This window comes from Halopenitus persicus (assembly GCF_900107205.1).
Lineage (GTDB): Archaea > Halobacteriota > Halobacteria > Halobacteriales > Haloferacaceae > Halopenitus > Halopenitus persicus.
Window position 1 is genome coordinate 1 of sequence record NZ_FNPC01000019.1, and the last position, 21,116, is coordinate 21,116.

The 21,116-nt window shown below is 53.0% G+C and carries 18 protein-coding genes and 4 pseudogenes; 12 read left to right on the forward strand and 10 right to left on the reverse strand.

What is annotated here, in order from left to right; all coding sequences use genetic code 11:
- Positions 1-393: 393 nt before the first annotated feature.
- Positions 394-484 (reverse strand): annotated as a pseudogene (locus tag BLV25_RS17100) (IS5/IS1182 family transposase); the annotation flags it as partial.
- Between the two features lie 133 nt (positions 485-617).
- Here BLV25_RS17100 and BLV25_RS17105 point away from each other — a divergent pair.
- From BLV25_RS17105 to BLV25_RS16220, 4 genes are all read left to right on the forward strand, one after another.
- Entirely contained in the window at positions 618-1,151 is a 534-nt protein-coding gene (locus BLV25_RS17105) for an FAD-dependent oxidoreductase (RefSeq protein WP_256335783.1), read from the forward strand.
- Between the two features lie 31 nt (positions 1,152-1,182).
- Positions 1,183-1,419, forward strand: coding sequence for a hypothetical protein (locus BLV25_RS16210; protein ID WP_092735397.1), 237 nt, complete (start codon positions 1,183-1,185; stop codon positions 1,417-1,419).
- 69 nt (positions 1,420-1,488) lie between these two features.
- On the forward strand, positions 1,489-2,175 hold the full coding sequence (locus BLV25_RS16215; RefSeq protein WP_176819530.1) for a pyridoxal phosphate-dependent aminotransferase: 687 nt from the start codon (positions 1,489-1,491) through the stop codon (positions 2,173-2,175).
- Between the two features lie 128 nt (positions 2,176-2,303).
- Complete coding sequence (locus BLV25_RS16220; protein WP_092735402.1) at positions 2,304-3,887, forward strand: aldehyde dehydrogenase family protein; 1,584 nt, start codon at positions 2,304-2,306, stop codon at positions 3,885-3,887.
- A 57-nt stretch (positions 3,888-3,944) separates the two neighbouring features.
- Here BLV25_RS16220 and BLV25_RS16225 read toward each other — a convergent pair whose 3' ends face one another.
- On the reverse strand, positions 3,945-5,144 hold the full coding sequence (locus BLV25_RS16225; RefSeq protein ID WP_092735403.1) for a metal-dependent hydrolase family protein: 1,200 nt from the start codon (positions 5,142-5,144) through the stop codon (positions 3,945-3,947).
- Between the two features lie 54 nt (positions 5,145-5,198).
- Positions 5,199-5,337: pseudogene (locus tag BLV25_RS18075) on the reverse strand (IS6 family transposase); the annotation flags it as partial.
- Positions 5,338-5,502: 165 nt separating this feature from the next.
- Here BLV25_RS18075 and BLV25_RS16230 point away from each other — a divergent pair.
- Positions 5,503-6,681: a M24 family metallopeptidase gene (locus BLV25_RS16230; protein WP_092735405.1), complete on the forward strand. Its 1,179-nt coding sequence runs from the start codon at positions 5,503-5,505 to the stop codon at positions 6,679-6,681.
- Positions 6,682-6,869: 188 nt separating this feature from the next.
- On the opposite strand, the gene BLV25_RS16235 is transcribed toward BLV25_RS16230, so the two are convergent.
- Positions 6,870-8,039: an ISH3 family transposase gene (locus tag BLV25_RS16235; RefSeq protein WP_092735406.1), complete on the reverse strand. Its 1,170-nt coding sequence runs from the start codon at positions 8,037-8,039 to the stop codon at positions 6,870-6,872.
- Positions 8,040-8,085: 46 nt separating this feature from the next.
- A pseudogene (locus BLV25_RS16240) lies at positions 8,086-8,315 on the reverse strand (ISH3 family transposase); the annotation flags it as partial.
- Positions 8,316-8,537: 222 nt separating this feature from the next.
- Between BLV25_RS16240 and BLV25_RS16245 the strand changes: the two are divergent.
- The 4 genes and pseudogenes from BLV25_RS16245 to BLV25_RS16260 all read left to right on the forward strand — a co-directional run.
- Entirely contained in the window at positions 8,538-9,623 is a 1,086-nt protein-coding gene (locus tag BLV25_RS16245) for an ABC transporter substrate-binding protein (protein WP_176819531.1), read from the forward strand.
- A gap of 25 nt (positions 9,624-9,648) precedes the next feature.
- Entirely contained in the window at positions 9,649-10,788 is a 1,140-nt protein-coding gene (locus BLV25_RS16250; RefSeq protein WP_092735408.1) for an ABC transporter ATP-binding protein, read from the forward strand.
- 2 nt (positions 10,789-10,790) lie between these two features.
- The gene (locus BLV25_RS16255) at positions 10,791-12,599 is read left to right on the forward strand and encodes an ABC transporter permease subunit (RefSeq protein WP_092735409.1); all 1,809 of its coding nucleotides are present in this window, start codon (positions 10,791-10,793) and stop codon (positions 12,597-12,599) included.
- 102 nt (positions 12,600-12,701) lie between these two features.
- A pseudogene (locus tag BLV25_RS16260) lies at positions 12,702-13,013 on the forward strand (IS5/IS1182 family transposase); the annotation flags it as partial.
- Positions 13,014-13,631: 618 nt separating this feature from the next.
- Here BLV25_RS16260 and BLV25_RS16265 read toward each other — a convergent pair.
- Together BLV25_RS16265 and BLV25_RS17110 are read right to left on the reverse strand one after the other, a co-directional pair.
- Positions 13,632-14,444: a hypothetical protein gene (locus BLV25_RS16265; protein ID WP_092735410.1), complete on the reverse strand. Its 813-nt coding sequence runs from the start codon at positions 14,442-14,444 to the stop codon at positions 13,632-13,634.
- A 130-nt stretch (positions 14,445-14,574) separates the two neighbouring features.
- Complete coding sequence (locus tag BLV25_RS17110; protein ID WP_143114509.1) at positions 14,575-15,441, reverse strand: DUF7847 domain-containing protein; 867 nt, start codon at positions 15,439-15,441, stop codon at positions 14,575-14,577.
- A 225-nt stretch (positions 15,442-15,666) separates the two neighbouring features.
- On the opposite strand from BLV25_RS17110, the gene BLV25_RS16270 reads away from it, so the two are divergent.
- A complete protein-coding gene (locus BLV25_RS16270; protein ID WP_092735411.1) occupies positions 15,667-15,960 on the forward strand; it encodes a helix-turn-helix transcriptional regulator in 294 nt (97 codons plus the stop codon).
- A gap of 34 nt (positions 15,961-15,994) precedes the next feature.
- Here BLV25_RS16270 and BLV25_RS16275 read toward each other — a convergent pair whose 3' ends face one another.
- Positions 15,995-16,651: an AIM24 family protein gene (locus tag BLV25_RS16275; RefSeq protein WP_092735412.1), complete on the reverse strand. Its 657-nt coding sequence runs from the start codon at positions 16,649-16,651 to the stop codon at positions 15,995-15,997.
- Positions 16,652-17,467: 816 nt separating this feature from the next.
- On the opposite strand from BLV25_RS16275, the gene BLV25_RS16285 reads away from it, so the two are divergent.
- Entirely contained in the window at positions 17,468-17,884 is a 417-nt protein-coding gene (locus BLV25_RS16285) for a hypothetical protein (protein WP_176819532.1), read from the forward strand.
- 82 nt (positions 17,885-17,966) lie between these two features.
- Here BLV25_RS16285 and BLV25_RS16290 read toward each other — a convergent pair whose 3' ends face one another.
- On the reverse strand, positions 17,967-18,515 hold the full coding sequence (locus BLV25_RS16290; protein ID WP_092735415.1) for a hypothetical protein: 549 nt from the start codon (positions 18,513-18,515) through the stop codon (positions 17,967-17,969).
- Positions 18,516-18,962: 447 nt separating this feature from the next.
- Positions 18,963-19,895: a transcription initiation factor IIB gene (locus BLV25_RS16295; RefSeq protein ID WP_092735416.1), complete on the reverse strand. Its 933-nt coding sequence runs from the start codon at positions 19,893-19,895 to the stop codon at positions 18,963-18,965.
- Positions 19,896-20,285: 390 nt separating this feature from the next.
- Between BLV25_RS16295 and BLV25_RS16300 the strand changes: the two genes are divergently transcribed.
- Positions 20,286-21,116: CPBP family intramembrane glutamic endopeptidase (locus BLV25_RS16300; RefSeq protein WP_092735417.1), on the forward strand; the 831-nt coding region annotated here is incomplete at its 3' end.

Below are 21,116 nucleotides of genomic sequence, written 5' to 3' on the forward strand. Positions count from 1 at the left end.
CTATCCAGTCTCTACGACCGGTGAGGCGGGCGATTTCTGGCATAGGCACCAAGAAATCACACCGCCTCACTTTTCACGCTTAACTAAACACGACCTTCGTGTCCGGAACATCCATTTATTAATTCACCTATATACAACATATATAAACTCTACTGGAAGTAATGGCCAGTTCGAGTAGCTGGACAATCTACGCCAAGTGCTGTCAGTGATGGGGCATCTTCTCCAACTGGCAGTAGTTCGACTGTATCTTGACAATGGATATTACATATGAACATTTAGTATGACTTCCTGACTATCCCCATCGGGACGACAATCCTAGAGAGCGACATAGCCGCTATCCAGTGAATCAGCAAAAAGAGGCCGTGTTGACTCATCAGACGTAGCTTGATTTTTTGGTTTCAGAGACTGCTTGATGTTATGAGCCGTACACATCAGGATGAGTTCGCGGAATTCATCTGTACCAAGTTCGCGAACGCACGGCGTCGCGGCGGCCACTTCTCCGAGGTCGATCCGGCTCAGGATCCGGGCAGGTTCGACGAGCGGGTCCCGCTCGAGTAGTCCACGCAGGTGGTCAAGGCGGCCGTAGACGCCGCTGGATACTTCGGTTCGAGCACGGAATTTGCCGCGCCTGTACAGGGTTGTACGCTGTTACGCCGGATCACCATCCGATCATCAAGGAGACGCTCCCCGGCTCCGTCAATTCTATCGGCTTCTCGGGCCACGGTTTAATGCAGTCGCCCGCGACGGGCAAGCTCGTCGTCGACGGCAAGGCCACCTCGATCGACATCTCCTCGCTGACGGTCGAGCGCTTCGACGGCAGGAGTCCACTGTCGGAAGACGCGGTGATCGACTGGGTTTCCGGCGTTCGGTACCGAATGGTGTCCGAAGCGACGTGTCGCTACCGCACCCAGACCGCGAGAGATGGAAGCGCAGCGGTCGTTGTCGGCCAGCAGGAACGTTGCTTCCAACGACGGAGCGGGGAATTTTTTCACAGTTACCTTCGAGGGGTTGAATATGGTTCCAGTTACTCCTGCCACGAGTATAGCGTCGGTACCGTTCTCCGGCACCAGGGAGGTCTTCGAAAAGTGCGATTGACTCGAAGCCGACGGCAAGGATATCGTCCACTTCAAGATCGGTCGGCCAGACTTTGATACCCCGTAGCCGATCAAGGAAGCAGCGACGATGGTACTGGAGATCAACGAGGTACACTACACGTCGAACTACGGGATCGCGCCGCTTCGCGAAACCATCGTGACGAAGTTCAAAACGGGAAACCGCTTCAGCTACGACCCAGACTGTGAGATTGTCGTCACCGCGGGCGCTACGGAGTCTTTGTCTCAATCCTCGGCTTCGTTGACGAGGGTGACGAGGTCCTCCTGCCGGATCTCCGCTGAACCTATGGCGCACACGTCGAACTAGCGGGCGCTACCCCGGCCCCGGTCACCTACAAACTCGATTCCACGGACGGCTTTCAGCCTCCCCGAATCGTTGGCAGCCGCCGTCTCGGAGCAGACGAAGTTACTCGTCGTCGACAGCCCACAGAACCCAACTGGTTCGGTACTCTTGCACGAGTTCCCTGAGGAGATCCGCGACTTCCCCGTCGAACACGACCTCTTCGTCATATCCGACGAGAGTTACGAGAAGATCCCCTTCAACAGCGCGACCCACCACAGCCTGGCCACGCTCGACGGGATGGGCAAACAGATGATCACGGTAAACGGCGTCTCGAAGGTGTACTCAATGAGGTACTTCCAGCTGGGCTATCCCGATGCGCCGCTAAACCTCATCGACCCGATCCTTCGCGTGCGCCAGTACATCAGGACCTGCGCGCCGTCGCTCTCGCAGTGGTCGGCCGTCGAGGTGATCGAGCGCACCCCCACAGCCCGCTCGTCGAGGTGTTTGCCGACCGGCGCGAGCGCGTCGTCGAACGCACCCGACGCCATAGACGAGATGACCTGTCCTGATTCCACGGGCGTATTCTACGTCTTGCCGACGATTCCGGACGGCTTTAATGAGGAAGACGAGTTCGTCTGGTCACTCCTGCGGGATGCCGGCGTGGCACTGGTGCCGGGCACCGTCTTTAGGGACATCGGTGAGAGATGCGTTCGCATCGCCTATTCGAACTACCTCGACCGGATCGACGAGGCGTTCGACCGGCTCGAGACCTGGCTGTAGCGGACGGGGCAACTTGTCGCCGGGACCCGCCAATATCGGCTGGCAGCCCTCGGTGGCCGATACCCCGTGTAGCGGCCACCACTCAGTAAACCCGAACCTATATTAGCAGTCCCGACAACATCGCGAGTGTGCAACCCAGAGCGTACGATAACGAGCTGACGTACCTCACATATAAGCAAGATGATAGCGAGGAGGCGTTCCACCAAGCCTACGAGGAGGCGGTCGAGTCGGTCCGCGCAGACCTCGGCCAGTCCCACCCGCTGAAGATCGACGGCGAGGCTGTCGAGACCGGCAGGACGTTCACCGCGACTAGCCCCGGCGACCTGGACCTCGAGATCGGGGAGTTCACGGCGGGGCGGGAGCAGGACGTTGAGGCCGCAGTAAGCGCCGCCACGGCGGCGGCGCCAGCGTGGGAGGACCGCGATGTCGAATCCCGCGTCCAGATCTTCCAGGACGCGGCGGACATTATGCGCGACCGGAAGTTCGAGCTCGCAGCAGCCCTCTCGCTGGAGAACGGGAAGAACCGGACCGAGGCGATGGCCGACGTCGACGAGGCCATCGACTTCCTTGACTTCTACAGCAGCGAGCTCGAGCGGGTCGACGGCTACGAGTTCGACACCGGCGAGCCAACGCCCGGCCAGCACACCACGAACCTCCTGCGTCCGTACGGCGTCTTCGGTGTCATTTCCCCGTTCAACTTCCCGATGGCGCTGTTCGTCGGTATGAGCAGCGGCGCGCTGGTCGCCGGCAACACCGTTGTCGCGAAACCCGCGAGCACGACGCCGCTGACCGCCAACCTGTTCGTCGATATCCTCCACGAGGCTGGCCTCCCGGAAGGTGTCATCAATCTCGTCACGGGCAGCGGCAGCGACGTCGGCCAGCCCATCGTTGAACACGAGGACGTCAGTGGCGTCGCGTTCACCGGGTCCCGAGATGTCGGCCTACGCATCCAGAAGACGTTTATGGATCTGGGGAAGCGCGGCCCCGTCATCGCCGAGCTCGGCGGGAAGAACCCGGTCATCGTGAGCGACACAGCGGATGTCGACGACGCCGTCGAGGGCGTCAAGACCGGAGCGTTTTCCTTCAGCGGGCAGAAGTGCTCCGCGACCTCGCGCGTCTACGTCCACGAGGATGTCATCGACGAGTTCATTGACAAGCTCGTCGCCGAGACCGAGGAGCTCACCGTCGGACGGGCGACCGAACGAGACACCTTCGTCTCGCCGCTGATCGACGACAGCGCCGTCGAGTACTACCAGGAGATCACCGAGCAGGCCCGGAGCGACGGCACCGTCCACATCGGTGGGAATGTCCGCACGGACGGCGACCTGGCTGACGGGCGGTTCGTCGAGCCGACCGTCGTAACCGACATCCCCCACGACCACGAGCTCGCGCGGGAGGAGCACTTCCTCCCGTTCGTGACGGTCCACCCCGTCTCCGATCTCGACGAGGGAATCGAGAAGTCTAACGACAGTGAGTACGGGCTTTGTGCGGGGCTGTTCTCGCAGGACGAGGCGGAGATCGAGCGCTGGTTCGACGAGGTCGAGTCCGGGATGACCTACGTCAACCGGACCCAGAGCGCGACGACCGGCGCGCTCGTCCAGGCCCAGCCGTTCGGCGGCTGGAAGTTCTCCGGCACCACCGGGAAGTTCGCCGGCGGCTACTGGTACCTCCAGCAGTTCATGCGCGAGCAGAGCCGGACACGCGTCGAATAGTTAGCGTCGACACGCTCGCGTCCGGACCGCGCGGCCGAGGCGGCGACGACAGAAAATTCAGACAATTTCGACGTCCGACTTCTTCTCGGTCCGATATATCTCCCCTTCTTTCATAACTAGTGATGGGTTTGCCGTAACTGTAATCTCATCACGAGGATCGGATTTAAATCCGACGAGATCAGCAGGTGTTTCAGGTTCGAGAACTCCAAGTTCTGGTCGATTTAACTGTTCGGCTGGAAGCAATGTTGCCGAAGTGAGTGCATCAGTCGTATCAAGCCCAAATTTGACCATACAGTCTAGTTCACGATGGAGACTGGGATGTGGGAGCTGTGGGGAGCCAGCGTCACTTCCTGCTAAAACCCGAACCCCCGCATTGAGTGCGTTCTGGTATGAGTCGAGATGTTGCTCGTACACGCCTTGTGCGTTTGTTCTCGCATAGTCGGGAATCGAATCGTTGAGAGCGATGTTCCGGTAAGTGAATAGTGTAGGAACGATTGCGATATCATCCTCAACCATAGTCTCAAGCGCTGTCTCACCCATTAAATTGCCATGCTCCACCGTGTCAACACCACTATCAACGGCATTACGAATCCCGTTCGTTCCAACAGCGTGAGCAGCCACTTGGAGATTGAAACGGCTGGCCTCGTTGACAATCGTGTTGAGTTCCTCGAGCGAAAGTTCGCTTGTTCCGGGTTCTTCCCCAATAGCTTGCCCATAAACGCCACCAGTTGCGCTTACTTTGATTAAATCTGCGCCCTTACTTCGCTGTGTTCGTACTGCTGATCGGACCGCATCTTTGCCGTCGACTTCGATGCCCCAGAATGGATCGTGACCTCCGCTTATAATAATCGTTTGTCCACTGGCCAAGATCCGAGGACTGTTAGCTATTTGATCTTGTTGTTCTGCGGAGCTAAGAGTAATGGCGATATCATCTGTGCTACCGAGATCTCGAACTGTCGTTACGCCGCCCAGCAGTTCTTTCCTAGCGTTCTCAACTGCGGCAACGACTGTTTCCTGTGTTGATTGGTTTTGGAGAGACGCAACTGGATCGTCAGATCCGTCCCAAACTAGATGTACGTGCATATCAATCAGACCCGGCATAATAAACGGCACTTTGTGAACACGGTGCGAAGTGTCCGGTTCTGTTGACGAGATAGTTGTGAGGACTCCATCTGACACAGTTACCCACTGTGATGGTCGATACCCATTTTTTGCGTCCCATACATCACCGTGGAGTACGAGATCTGGCTGTCCCATAATACCAATTCATAGTTCCTAAACAAATAGTTTGGGTGGGCGTTTAGGCATTGTTCAGATTAACTGATTGAAGCAGACAGCGAATGCTTGGAGCCACGCTTCTGCTGTGTTCGGATCTGCATATCTGAAGTGGGTAGCGAAGGCTTCAGTTCGACGTTTCAGTTCTTTAAAGACGCTCAACGGCATTCTGATTCCGGGGGTTTCTGGCATCAGCAACAAGAAACTACGTCCCCCTCACTTTTCCACCTTATCTGAATAGTGCCAAAAGCACCACTTCAATTTTATACTTATATCTTTTTATTTCGGATTTTACTTCTTATTCACCACTATTTATATTAGATGCTAATGAGATCAGTATATGCGTGAGTTGTCAATCCCACGCCAGGAATACGAGCAGCGACAAGAAGATCTTATCGAACAGGCAAACGCCGATGGATATGACGGAGTCGTGCTTTTCGACAGTATGTCCATCGAATACATTAGTGGTCTTTTTCATCTGCCCACTGAGCGCCCACTTGTATTGGGTGTTACTGCAGACGAAACACATGTGGTGGTTCCAAAATTAGAACAAGACCACGTTGAACGTCACGACTTCACGATAGATAAGACATATTCATATTTCGATTATCCACAAGGCGAACCGTTACAGCTTGTTGCAGAGATGTGTGCTGAGCTAGGAATCAATGACCAGACTATCGCTGTAGATAGTGATGGAAGCCCGCCAAGAAATGGTTATCAGGGTCCGTCACTGTCAGAGCTTATTTCAGGAACGGTTGGTTGTGAAGAGTATGTCACTGATATGCGTGAGGTAAAAAGCGAAAACGAGGTGGAACTTATTCAAGAGGCCTCTATGTGGGCCAATCTCGGCCATCAAATTCTCCAGGACAAGATTGCCACAGGAAAGCGGCCGATCACACTCTGTAGTGAAGTCGAAGCTGAAGCAAGTGCTCGGATGCTGGATACACTTGGTGATACATACGAGATGCGAACCGGTGACTCGCCAATCTCGTGTAGTTTCACGACGGGAGAAGTGACTTATCGCCCACACAGTGTGAATATGGCCAATAGAATCAATAAGGGAGACAATATTGTGACGATTGTCAAGGCCTCTGTCGGTGGCTATCAGACTGAACTGGAGCGAACTATGTTCGTTGGGGAACCAGATGACAAGCAGCGAAAATTCTTTAAAATTATGCGTGAAGCACAGCAGACCGCAATAGACACATTAGCAGACGGTGTACCCTATGCTCGTGTTGAAGAAGCCGTCCTCAATGTCTATGAAGATCATAATGTAATGGAGTATAATCACCATCATATTGGGCACAATATTGGGATGGACTTTCATGAACGGCCGTTCTTGGATGTGGGATATGACGGTACTCTCCGTGCGGGGGAACTATACACGGTCGAACCGGCACTCTTCGTACCGGATGTCGGTGGGTTCCGTCATTCCGACACAGTTGTCGTTCATAATGACGGTGCTGAACGACTGACTCATTACTCACGTGATCTTGAGGATCTTATCATCCAGGTCTAAATTTGAGAATAGTCCCAGTACCTCACAAAGCATCGTTAACTAACCGGACCTGAGCCACTCGTTCTGTTGTGATGAGTCATCGGTAACGGTTGAGCACCGCTAATCAAAGACGGAGCTGTCGCTGTCGGCGGCGGTCAGCCGCCGACGCGACAGCGTTGCCACTTGCGAGACACTTGCTCGGTCAGTGACTACCGGTAGAACCGGTCGTCAGGTGGCCGGTTCGCGGGGACGGCCCGACGCACCGCGAGGGCCGTCCACGCGGCCCGTCGAACCATATTCACGAACTCCTTGTACGGCAACCACCAGAGGCGACGCCCGCCTCGGCGGGGCGTCGCCACGTATTCGTAGTGGAGATACCGCCACGCATTCTGTAACAGCAGACTCACCACGACGTATAGTAGTCTCACCGTTGCTTCTCGTGTTGTTGTCGTCGCTATCGCTTGCTCGGACAAGCGATAGCTCGACTCGATACCGAAGCGCTTCGAGTAGTGGTATCGAGCGTCGCGTGGCGTCTTGATGAACGGCGCGTCAGCGGCGTAGCCGTGACGCGCCACGCCGTTCTCGTCGTACCGTCCATTCAGGTACGTACAGTCGATGTAGACGGGAAACTCGACGGTCACAGCTGGACCGTCGAGTTTCCCTGTCAAATGGTGTTGGATGACGCGACTCCACCCCTCCGAGAGTTCCTGCTGAATCGCCTCACCCCACCGGATGATCGGGACTACGTAGGCGTAGTTGTGCGCCTGAAGTAGTGTGAGACACTTGCTGTCGTAGAATCCGCGATCGAGGTAGACGGCCTTGACCTCAGTGTCAAGGCCGTCGAGCGGTCCGAGGAACTCAGCGAGAACGCTGCTGGCGGTGTCGCCGTCTTCGAGACGGCGCACCGCCAAGGTGTAGCGTTTGTTCCTCACGCGTGCGTAGAGTGTCGCATATGCGTGGAACGCGGTGGTACCACGCTTCGCTTCCGAGTGGTAGAGAGCGTCTGTGTCGTCTTCGTCACCGTAGTAGGGCCGCAGGTGGAGGTCTGCGCAGACCTCCACCTGCTTGGGGAGTAGTTCGACAATGTCTCGCCGAAGAAGCGTGTTAGCGACTCGTTCGAGCCGTCCTGGCTCGAACTTCGTCCGGAGGTGGTAGAGAATCGTGTTTGCCGATGGTGAGTCTTCGCTAGAGTTACACAGCGTCGAGATCGAGGTCCCGTCGACGGTTGCGCCGACGAGGACCTCGTAAATGTCCTCAGCATCGGTTTCAGCGTTGTTGGCAAGGTTCAGAGAAACTTCCTCGTCAATTGACTTGACGAGGAAGTTAAGGAGCTGGTCTTCGTGGGTTTCACCATCTGCTTGCTGCTGTTTGCTAGGCACATTCGCAGCAAGCAGACGTTCTAACTAACCGGCTTTGTGAGGTACTGAGTCTGTCAAGAATGACAAGGAACTCAGCGAGGACGCTACTTGGTGGTGTCGGTGTCTTCGAGACGACGCACCGCCAGCATATAGCGTTTGTTCTTCACACACGTAGAGTGTGGCGTAGGCGTGGAACGCAGTGGTTCCACGCTAAGCTTCCGAGTGATAAAGATCCTCTGTGTCGCCTTCCTCACCGTAGTAGGGTCGCAGGTGTAGATCTGCGCAGACCTCCACCTTTCGTGAGTTCCGCGAAGTCCCGCTGATGTGTGTCGTCTATAACATCAAACGATTCGTCAAAAAGTGAATCTCTACGCATTACAGCGATTCAACACAGCCGCTGAAAGCCACTATCTACAATCTCCGTCGGAGCATCCGATACCCGTGAAATCCCTCACCGTGTACCGAAACTACAAAGTCACAAAAAGATATAAGTAGTATTGATGTATGACAACTAATGTGATGCCACGCGAAGACAATCAGTGGTTGAGCCGTAGAGGTATAGTTAAGTCATCAGGCGCTCTGGCCGCTACACTGTCACTTGCGGGATGTCTAGGCGGTGGTGGCAGTGGTGACGGGGCTCCGGACTCACTCACCTTTGCAACGTGGGGAGGAACGTGGCAGGACGTGTGTCAAAAAGCGGCATTAGACCCATTCGCTGAAGAGACAGGGATAGAAATAAACTATATGGTGGGTAGTGAATCTGAACGGTTTCAAAGGCTTGTCGCCCAGGAGGACAATCCTCCGTTCGATGCTGCCCAGTACCCCACAGAGTATCTTGCAAGGGGCGAAAACGAAGATATGTTCTACTCACTGGATTCTGAGCTGATTCCAGTGTATGACAAGGTTCCGGATACTTTTAAAAGCGATTCGTGGCTGGTACACCACTTTACGGCGAGTGCGCTCGTTTATAATACAAACACGTTTGACTCCCCGCCAGAAGATATGGGAGTCTACCTCGATACTGATTATAAGGGCCGAGTTGCCCTTGGAGAGCCAACACAACGGTCTCCAGCATTTGATCTTATGGCGTTCTCGTTGTATCTGACAGATGGTGAATCATACAAGGAGATCGATGAGGCGTTCGAAATGTACAAGGAAGTAGTTGACACGATGGATCCGAAGTTCCCCGGTGCAACAGAACAGTATGGGAAACTATTCGCAAATGATGAGATCGACATTGGGCGTATCTGGGCTGCGAGGTCTGCATCTTGGGCTGCGGATGGAACAGCCATTGATTACGTCTTGCCTCCCAACGGATCTATGACCTACAGCGCAGGTCATGCGATTCCTAAGAACATTTCCGAAAATAAATTGAGTGCCGTAGGAGACCTCATTCAGGCATTCTATACCTCAGATGCGAGCAAAACATTTGCCAATGATATGAATTATCCCACCGTGAATCCAGACGTCGAATACTCTGAGGAGGTACAAAGCAATGTCCCAACGATGGATGATATAGACAACCTCCTTATGCCGGACTTCGAATGGGTAGGTAGTAATCGGGACGACTGGACGACTCGGGCGAACGAGATCATTCAGGGATAGCAATCATTCCTAAGTAAGAATATTTATGTCTGGCCAGATCACTGACGCACAAGATGTATCGAAGCAAAAAAACGTAGTTGAATTAAACGCTCTCACGAAAGAGTTCCAAGACCTCGTCGCTGTCAATGATGTGACTCTCTCAGTAAAAGATGGAGAGATCCTAACACTTCTGGGACCTAGTGGCTGTGGCAAGACAACTACGCTTCGGATGATTGCTGGATTCGAAACTCCGACCAAAGGGGAAATCCGACTCACGGGGGACGATGTCTCGGAGACCCCACCATATAAGCGGGATACAGGTATGGTATTCCAGCGATACGCACTGTTCCAGCATATGACGGTTGCCGATAATATCGCCTTCGGCCTGAAGATGCAGGGAACACCGGATAGTGAAATCGATAGTCGAGTTTCAGAGATGCTGGAGATGGTTAAGCTTAGTGGGCTCCAAGGCAGATATCCTGCTGAGCTTTCCGGGGGACAACAACAACGTGTTGCCCTGGCACGGTCGCTTATCATCGAACCATCAGTGTTACTTCTCGATGAACCGTTAGCAAACCTTGATAAGAAGTTGCGGGAAGAGATGCGAATGGAGTTCCTCCGCCTCCATGAGGAGCTGGACGTTACGATGGTCTACGTAACTCATAATCAAGAGGAAGCGCTGATGATATCCGATCGGATGGCTGTAATGTCCGATGGAAACCTCCACCAAGTTGGTACCCCTGAAGAAATCTACCTGAACCCCAACGACGAATTCGTTGCCGATTTTATTGGACAAGCAACTTTCCTCTCAGGAAGTGTGACTGACGCGGGAAGCATCTATACGATCGAACTTCAGATGGGTGGGGTGATCGAAGTAGCGCGATCATCAATCGAGAGCCCTGATGAAACGGAAGTTGGGTCGGATGTGAACGTCCTCTTTAGACCCGAGAAGTTCCACATTGAGAAACACACTGGGGCAGACATCGGAAGGAATCAATTTACTGGCCACGTGGAAGAATCCACTTATTTGGGGGATACAATCGAATACTACGTACGTGCCGGTAATGAGCGAATCCAGGTCAACCAGCAGAGCCTGACGCAAGCGCGGGAAATTGACGATGGTGACGAAGTCTTGATTTCATTCGACGAAGACACTCCCCTTGTGCTACCGTCTCGAGGTCAGTAATTATGTCAACAGAATCTATATTCTCTCAGACGAAGGATGCTGGCAATACACTGTATGGTCGCTTCCTGTCGTTTATTCAGAAATACAAGGAAACAGAATACGCCCCATACATTCTGGCCGGTCCGTATCTTGGATATCTAATTTTTATTTTTGCTATACCAGTTGGATATTTATTACTTATTAGCTTCTATACTAATGTTTCATTCGGCACGATGGAACCAGCATTCACATTCAATAACTATGTTGAATTCTTTTCAAACAGCACATATGTAGATGTGCTAGTTAATACTGTTGAGATCAGTATTATTTCAACAATTTTCACCGTCGCTGTTAGTTTCCCAGTTGCGTACTTCATTGTGTTTTCAGGATCACGTTATTCTGTCTATCTAATATTGTTGGTCATCGCTCCTATGCTTGTTGGCAACGTCGTTCGAGCATTTGGCTGGTGGACTGTTATGGGTGATAGCGGCCTCATCAACCAATTTCTTGGTATCTTCGGAGTTCAGCAAACCTTCTTACAAACAAAACCAGGGCTCATAATTGCTATCTCCTCCGTGCTTATGCCGTTCGTAATTCTCATTTTGATGAGTGTACTGTTTACCCTTGACTCCGATGTGATTTCAGCTGCGAACAATCTCGGCGGAAATCATCTACAGACTTTCTTTTATGTAACGTTCCCGCTCGCACTTCCGGGGATCTTTGCATCATCAATCCTATGTTTTGTCCTGACTATGGGAACTTTCGCAACTGCAGTCTTCATTGGTATGCCTGAGATTCCGATGATCGGGCCGTATATCTATATCACAGCAAACCAGTCGAACTGGCCACTAGCTGCAGCGATGTCATTCGTGCTCCTTATCATCTCTCTCTCACTCGTCTTACTCTACGGATATCTCGTCAACTCCGATCCAGGTGGGTCAACGTCATCCGTTGAAACTAATCGAGGAAGGGGGAAGAAGTTCTACCTCTCTGGGGTTCTTAATAAACTTGATTTTGGCCATACTATCGCTGGCGTATCACTTCCAAAGACCATAATGAAAGGGATTCTCGGGATCAGTTTGCTATATCTTCTTATTCCCGTCATATTCGCCATCCAGATCAGCTTCAACCCGTCAACGGTTTACGCATTCCCACCGGAGTACCTTACCCTGAAGTGGTACGAATATGTCCTCTCACGACCCGCTTGGATTTCATCGTTTATCACGAGCTTCCAGTATTCTATTCTGGCGTCAGTTCTTGCTATTGGTCTCAGCGCACCAACAGCATATGCCCTTGATCGGTTCTCGTTCCGTGGTAAACAGGTACTCCGGGCTGGAACGTTCCTTCCATTAATGGTACCACAGATCATTCTGGGGTTGGCTCTCCTGTTGTTCTTGAATGAGCTCCGTCTCATTGGGAGTATTCTAGGACTCTCAATCGGTCTTGGGATTGTCGCCACGCCGTACGCAGTCCAGACTATGCTCGCGACTATGCATAACTTTGACAATACAGTGGAGGAGGCTGCGAAGAACTTAGGTGCAGACGAAATACAGACATTCGTCCGTATTACTCTACCTGGTATCCTCCCAGGAATTCTTACAGCTGCCATCTTGACATTCATTGTGACGTATTCAAATCTGACTATCGCAATCTTCCTACAGGGCCCGGAGAATACGCCGATCCCAACACGGATCTATGCACAGATGCAGTACGGTGCTAGCCCATCGATCGCTGCAGTCGCGACGATCAATATCATAATCGTTATCGTGGCAGTCGTTCTCGTTGAACGATTCTTCGGAGCCGCTGACGCTCTAGGTTTCACCGGGAATTGATCGCCTGCCCGGTGACACAAAATTTTGACCCTGTAGTTTCGCTAGATGCGAGGGAACGACTCCGTTATCCGGGTAGAAAGCGAAGAGACAGCTCGGAGTGAGATGCGAAAATTCGTCTTTGCGCTTGTTACGGTGGCAAAGGCCAAGTAAACTGTTGCTAATCCGGACGAACTTGCTGACCCTAGCGGTGGAGGCAGGTTCGCCGAGTGGGCGATACTCACTTTACATACACTACGCATCGAGCTAGCCAAATCCTACCACGTCGCGGTGGATTTGCTCTCAGAGATGCCCGGCGTACTTGTAGAGATCGGGCTCACCAGACTTCCACACTATACGGTACTTCGAACGTGGTTTGAGCAGATTCCGACCAAGACGTGGCCGATGCTATTGATTCGACTGGCGGCCACTGGTCACCAGTTCAGATCGTGATAACGTCGGTCTCGATCGTCGCTTCGTCCGTCGTCGGCGTGTTCGTGGCGGGGATCTTCGCCCGAGCGTATCGAAATCTCCGTCCTGACGTCACGGATGATTTTATGTGACTCAATGCGTCCCGATTAACTGGAATTAGGCGCTAAATTCCCTTCCTCAAGGAGCAACACAGGGTGCGGAGCGACTGAGTAGCGCAGTAGGAGGAGATGCCGCGCCGCACAGTTCTCGGTCGCACTCCTATCTCGAGGCGTAGAGGTAGCTGCGAAAATCGCGGCTGATCGGATTGTGGGTTCGCCGGCAACGATAGCGAATGCACTCGCAAAGCTGGATCAAGAGTATCGTACGACGACGACGACGGACAAACGGTCGTGAGCGCACGTAACAAGTGCACTCAACATCCGTGCTGAGTCGGTCGATAACGGTCAGGGGTCGTGTACAGATGGCACGTAGTGACGCATTTGCTGCTGATACAGTTACGACGACGTTCACACCAGTAGAACCGTGTCTGGAGTTCGATTCAGCGTTAGAAACAGTTGAAATCCCGTCGTTCGTCGTGGATCTGTGGTTACAGCGCCATTGTGTACTTCGTTTGTAGCAGGTGCGTTATACGAGGCGAATGTCGCCGTTGTCGTCTGCGTCTTCGTCGAGTTCGACCAGTGCGGGGCTCCGCCTAGTGAATGCATCCAGGTCATCTCGGTCGCGGAGTTGTTTTCGAGCTGATCGGACGTTGTCGCTCACGGTTTGCTGGGTTTTTCCGCGAATTTCGGCCCATTCTTTCTGGGAAAGTTGTTCACGGCGGTCCCGTAAGCTTGCCGGTCGTCGTCCGGTTGGTGGAGTGTCTGCTTTCGTGGCGATGTAGTCGAATGCGGTTGCTGCACTTGGGATAGTTTTTGCGTACGCAGCAGTGACGCTGCGTTCAAAGAAGCGATTGACGTGTGTGAGAACACGCGCGCTACTGTTCTTTGTAAGGTCACTTACTTCCCGGGTTTCGTCCGGGTCAAGGAGATCGGTGTGACCGACAGTATAGCTGTTCAGCATTCCTTCTTGGACGAATGCGGTGGCGTAGACGATGATGCCGCCGCCGCAGTTGACACTGGTGCGAACGGCGTAGCTGTTGTCCATAACCAGGTCTGTGAGGACAGATACATCCCATCGTTTCGGGATGCACGTGAGTACGTCGTCCAGCATTGTGTCTTCCTCGATGACGAGTTGTTTGTCACCCTCGTCGCTGGTGGTTTTGGTGTGGTTTGGGTTGTAATCGTCGCTCATTCGGTCATCAAGCCGGGCGAATGAGATGACGAGTTGCTGTAAGCCGTGGATGGCTTGTTCGAATGTTTCTGGGTTGAAGTCGGCCGGGACGTCCGAGGTTGTTTGTTTGCCGACGCCGTCGACGCGGTGGATCGTTGTTTCACTCACTCCAGAAAATACGATACAGTCGTACTAATAAGTGGGGAGTCAAGTGAAAATCACACCACACAGGCTGACTCACTCACCACTCACTTCGCTCGCGATTCGTTCCATTGCGCAGAGAGACGCGCAGTCACTTCTAGGATGTCTGTATATCTTGTAGTTCCCCACCATCGGTTTCGGGAGTCGACGTCGATTGCTGTGCTGGTGATTCGTTGATGCCAACGAGTTCACGGTAGAAAATCACCGTGAAAACGACGAAGAAGGCCATAAAGACTGTTGTTCCAACGACAGAAGCAAACGTCCCGATAAGAGCGGGACCAAGATCAGGCGTCGGAGCAGGTTGTCCAGGAACCGACGGAGTGGGAATGATGAACGACATCAACAGCGCGTATCCAACCCCAAAGAGACCGCCAACGACGAGAGATAAAATCCCGTATCCACCGACTGGTCGAAGGTTGTGACGAACGACGTGAACGCTTCGAGAGAGTCCCCCAACCGGTCCCTTCCCCTCGATGACGATCGCGTGAGCGTAGAAATGGATTGCAAAGAGAAGACAAAGAAATGCAAGAATGATGAGTGAGAATGCCAGAGCAAGCCCGATCGTGAGTGGTAGTCCACCACCCATACCAACCGCGAAAGCTGCGATCAGTGTTCCAAAGGAGAACAGCAGACTGAATCCAAACAGTACACCTGAAACAGCTAGATACGCGAGTAGTACGGAGCCATACGCCGACTTCATATGTTTCCAAAATCGGCCTAGCGACGTTTGAACGCCGGTTACTGCGTCATTGGACATTCCAATTGTCCCAGCATAGAATGCTGGTGTTATGAAGAGGAAGACTGCGATAAAGAGAATCGATCCAACAAGTGAGCTAATCGGGTCAACCGTTTGTAAGAACAGTTGGGGGACCTGCAACAATGCGAATATCGCTACTGGAACAAACAGAATCGGATTATTCCGGAGGACCTGTGGAGTTGTCCGCAGGGATTTGATGAGGGCCATATCCAGTATGGACCACACAACAGCATATAACGCAACACTTCTTTCTGAATGCGAAAATCGGTGGGGAGAGTGCAATAACGTGACTCAACAAGTAGTATTGAAATCAAACGTCTAACACACAGTCTAAACTATTCACATCGTACGGTCAGTTTGTATCTCTGAGTTAGGCCTATGCCCACCGTGGTCATTCGACATTTTTAAGAAATAAAACCTGTTATGTAAGGTATGTACGATCTAACAGGTTTCCAGCGTGACTTGATGTACGTGACTGGCGGTCTAAAGGAGCCTCACGGGCTTGCCATCAAGGACGAGCTGGAGAATTATTATGAGAAAGAAATCCATCATGGACGACTATATCCCAATCTCGATACACTCGTTGAGAAGGGCCTCATCGAAAAAGGTGAACGAGATCGTAGAACAAATATCTACAAGTTAACACGACGTGGAGAACGCGAGATCGAAGCGCGCGAAGAGTGGGAGGCCCAATACACAGATACGGAAGCAGAGGGCGACGAATAGAAAACGACTTTCCGCAGCTTACGACGAGCTTCCGCTACTCGTGCTCTTCGTAGGGTTGGACGACGACAAAGCCGGTTGGACCAGTAAACTTCATCTGGTAGCGTTCGCCGGACTGTTGACCGACTAGATCAGTCAAGCTTCGGTTGACCTTGACGTTTGGAGAGGTATTATTCCAGGCGACAGTTGCACTCGGATCAGTCGTTACCGGCGGTTCGAAGACGATCGGATCGCCGTGAGTCGTGATCGCAACGTAGCCAGGACCCTCCAGAAAGACGTTGGAGAACCCGCCCGCGAATGAGCCCGCGAGACTATCGATCGTACTGATCTCATAGGATATCGTCGACTCAAACGCGAGAATATCTTCGCCATTGACGGTCAGGGCGTCATTATGTCCAAGCTGGATTATCTGAATCTTCTTTTTGTCGTCTGCTAGATAAACGTGACCCCGCCCTTCGACGTTCATCACTGGCGTCCCCTCATTGGTTGCGGCCTCTTTGAGGAACCCAGTGATCCCGCCTTCAGGTGTTGACTGACCGGTGAATGAGAGATCTCCGGAATAGGAAACCATCGAACCGGCTTTGGCCATCACAGATCCCTCGACTGCAACGTCGAGCGTATAACCGTTCTCGAGTTGGAACGATTCTTCTGAGTCCGTCGGTGCGTGTTGTGATTTGAATTGAGCGATGTTCATCGTATTTGGGGTTTGACGTAGATTGCTAGTGAGTGCTATACGTGTGAGATTTATATTATTCCCTATTTAATTTACTACAATATAGTATGAATTATAAGGCTGGTGATTACGCGTTCTGCTGCAGTTTCTGGTGAATTCTGCAGAACAAAATACCGCTTTTGACCTCTTATGAACGCCTTCTGTCGATATAAGTCAGGTAACTAAACAAGTGTCGCAATGAGATTCTCTACTTGATCCTGAACCACATCACGTTCCGTTGTTCGAATTGTCGTCCTGGACGTCCGTTCATCGGTATCAGCAAGTTCACTAACTAAGCCAGCCTGTCGGTCGATTTCGACGAACATCTCAAAGTTGTTCAGAGATATTCGATTTCTCTGTTCAGGAACAATTATTTTCCTGACTCGGCTACGGAAGGCTATGGACTGGGAGAAGAGGACAGACCTGTGTGTTGCTATCGGGATGCTACCCTTCGTAGTCTGGATGGCACTCACAAGCCGCTCGATCTCCGCAGTTGGCAGTCTCCTATTTAGTTTGACTGCCGCCTTGCGACTTCGCTCATCACGAGCGCGGCGGTGGACAGACGAGTACCAGTGGCGATTTCTGGTGATTATGCTCCCGGTGCTCCTGATGACCGTGCTGGGAGCGATGCCGACCAGATAACCAATACGCGCCAGCACTGACCACCACAGGACAGAACTAATCACCTGTTGAGGATTTCAACAGAGCCAAACTCACCATATTCCAACGACTTCACCAAAGCCAGCCTCGTGATAGCAACGACAATATTCATACGGTTGTTCCTGGTATCTGCGCGACGTGCCCTCCACACGACGCCGCTTTCTGGTGCAGACGAGCAGTCTCGGGGGACTCGCACTCCTGGCCGGCTGTGCCGGATTGAACGCTGATACGCCCACGATTGCGACACTCGAAATAGCGCTCGAGAATGCCACGGAGGACGCCCACATATTCCATATCGCCGTTGAAACGGCCGATGGACTCGGACAGTGGGACTCACGTGAAGTCCCACCAGAAACGCGCGAGGTAGTCGAGAGAGAGCCAGACGCGGAGTACGATTCCGTGGTGATCCACGGGGTTGTTGACGAGCAGACGACACGGGGAGAGATACTCGATATGGATGGAACTGATCGTACTGAGATCTGTCCTCGCATAATCTTCCAGTACAACACCGGCAGCGACCCGACGATCCTCCAAAGCTCAGATATCCGCTGTTGAAGACCTCCTCAACGAATAGCCTTCGACAACCACTACTCGTACAGGAATGCATCACAGATTGGCACGTTACAATCGACTCTGACTATGACCGTTTAGCTCCGGTGGGGGTTACACGTTCGTGAATTATCCCGCTGACAGCCCCGACAGGGAGTGTCAGCCAGAAGGTCGTCGACAGAGCGACGAATCCGATAACACCAATAAACGCTGCCGCTTCCGGAAGCTGTGCGTACTGCCTGGTGACTCCTAGCTCAACCACACTGAGCGTGAACAGGACGAGGAGTGCGAGGAGATACGTTCCCAACGTCGCTAAGACGCCAGCGCTCGCGCCGAAGTACGGGACATCCGAAGGGAGAGTGTGCCAGACTATGACCGCAGAGATGAATGATGTCGGGGTGACAAACGGAAGCGCAATCAGTCCCATAGTACCGAGAAATTCCCAGTCGCTTCCAATCGGTGATCCAAGCGCATACAGACTCCACGCAATGAGCGAGAAAAGCAGCGTCGCCCCCGTCGCCGCAGAGGCGAGCGCGTATCCTGCGCCGATGTCACGTCGCTCCGCCTTCGGCAACCGACCTGGACCGTACTGTTTGCAAGTCGTTCCGAGAGTGGTGAGCAAGTCAGCAGAAGTCATAGTCGGCTATTTACCCACGTGAGCAAGTAGGTTTGCAAATTACAGCTCCTGTATCGATCAAGATTCGAATTTCCGATGTGAACAAACCGACGAGGAGTATTGACGTTAACTGGCTCTGGAGGGTGATTTAGTTAGGCTAGATCTGTTCTTACCAAACAAATCTATTGGATATCGAGTTAATGTTTGGTAAGGTCGGCGCAGTGATCGGGATGTAGCCACGATTGTCGATCGGCTAGATCGTTTTCAGAATCTCAGTAAGGGGCAATCTCACGGTTGTGGCTGCGCGCACAGCGACCGAAGGGAGCGAGCACGGAGCGGAAGGTGGGGAGGTGGCTGGTGGGCTGGTGGAGATCTGATTAGTCGTTGATACGCGATATTTCGAGGGTCTACAAGAAGGGATAGCTCTGCTACGGACGATTCACCCAGCGATTTCAAAGTGGGCTGTCGCTATGCCTCTCGTTCGAGCTCCTTCAATTCGTAGTACCGCTCACGAAGCGTCATCGGAGTCGTATTCGCGACGTCGGCGATCGCTTTCTGTGTTCGTTGATCGCCGAGCGTTTGAGACGCTTTGTACACACAGGCTGCTGCAACGCCCGAAGGCTGACGGCCGTTCGTGATCCCCATTTCCTGGGCGCGACTGGCGAGTTCACACGCTCTCCGCCGAACGACGTCATCGAGGTTCAGCTCGGAGGCGATTTTCGGAATCTGCGATTTCGGCGTTATGATCGTCGCTGGAAGACCGAGCTCTCGGTTGAGGGTCTTATACGCATTCACCACCCGCGATCGAGATACTTGAGAAGCAACCAGGAGCTCCTCGAGCGTAAGCGAATAACTCGCGGTCCGGCAGGCACCATACACACACGCTGTTGCGATCGATTCGACGGACCGTCCGCGGAGAAGATCTGCTGTCTGCGAAGTACTGAAGAGACGACACGCCTGATCACGGAGCGTCTCCGGAACGTCAAGGCTACCAGTGAGACGTCGTATCTCAAGAAATCCCCGCATTTGGTTGCGGTCCGCCGTCGACTCGAATTGTCCACGCTTGTGTTCGCGCCGCAGCCGATGGAGTCGACGACGTTTCGATTCAGGGATCGGGTCACCACGAGCGTCCGTCGTATATCCTATCGTCGTCGATAAGCCACGATCGTGTCGTGCCGCCGTCCGAGGACCACCAGTTCGCTTCGCTTCATCTCGGTCGCAGTACCGCCATTCCGGCCCGTGATCGATCCTCGACTCCTCGAGAACTAATCCACAATCTCGACACGCTCGCTCCCCTGATGTTGAGCGAACACGTCCACGACACTCAGGGCACTTCTCCGTCTGTTGTGTCGTCTGTTCTCCAACGTAACTGCCAGTCTCAGAGATGTCTCTCGTTGCCATCTAGATCACCAGTACGAGGGGGTCACCGCGATGACGCTCCCCGCAACCCTTCAGGGGAAAATAAATTGCTGTGTGCGGGGCGATTAGAATCGAATTCGGTACTATCGGTACGAGCTTATTCTGACGAAATTACTGGTGAAACAGCCGTTTGGTAATCATTGCGTATTGACCGCTGATGCTTTTATCAAGAGGATTATGTTATGAGCGGTTTGCTGAATGCAACGCGCAACTGTAGCATAAACTGGAGACAATCATCAAGCATCGGTGCTTGGTCAATACTGCACGCGTATCTCATATGGGATCACTGGCCAGTGTCAACGCAAGATGAGCGACCGATGTTATCGTAGACTGTCAGTACTATTTTATCCACCGGGCAGGAAAAGTAGTGGTATGAGCCGGGTGAAACCGGTGATTCGGGAACATCCCTGCTCTAGCTTTTTCTTTCTCGCGTTCCTCTGGACCTATACGTACGATGCTATCATCTACGTGGCTGTCGGACCTTCGCCCGGCCTGTTGCTGGGCGAACTCCCCCGTACGTGGGGACCGCTTATCGCCGCAGTGCTTGTCACGTGGCTCCTCAACGGAAACCTCCGTGAGTGGGCCAGCCAAGTCACGAAGTGGCGCGTCAAGCCGCGGTGGTACGTCATCGCCATTGGCTTACCGTTTCTATTCGCAAACGGACTTGCCGAAAGCGGCATCCATCTTATTGCCGGTGAGTCGATAGAAGTGCTCCCGTCCCCGTGGTGGCACTATGTACTGAATTTTGTTGTGGTGCTGTTCTTCGCGGGAGCCCTCGAAGAGTTCGGCTGGCGTGGGTTTGCCCAACCGAGACTTCAAGAGCGCTACTCCGCATTCGTCGCTGCACTAGGCATCGGCGGTATCTGGGTCATCTGGCATCTCCCGCTGTTTTATCTGTTTGACTTTGCGGCGTACGACACTGCCGCTCTCTGGGGGACATTTGGGGTGTGGCTTATCGCCCGGTCGGTTGTGTTCGCATGGATCTACAACAGCACTGGCGGGAGTCTACTCTTCCCGATGCTGATGCACGCCCTCGGCAACCTCCCGCAAGTGATGGTTCCAGCGACAGAACTCGACGGCATCGGGCAGTATTCCGGCGAAATCTTGTTAGTACTGTTCTGTATCGGCCTTGTCGTCGCATATGGCCCGTCGTACCTGGCGGCCTCACAGCCTGATCCACTCGTTCCTGGCGATCCGGCAAGA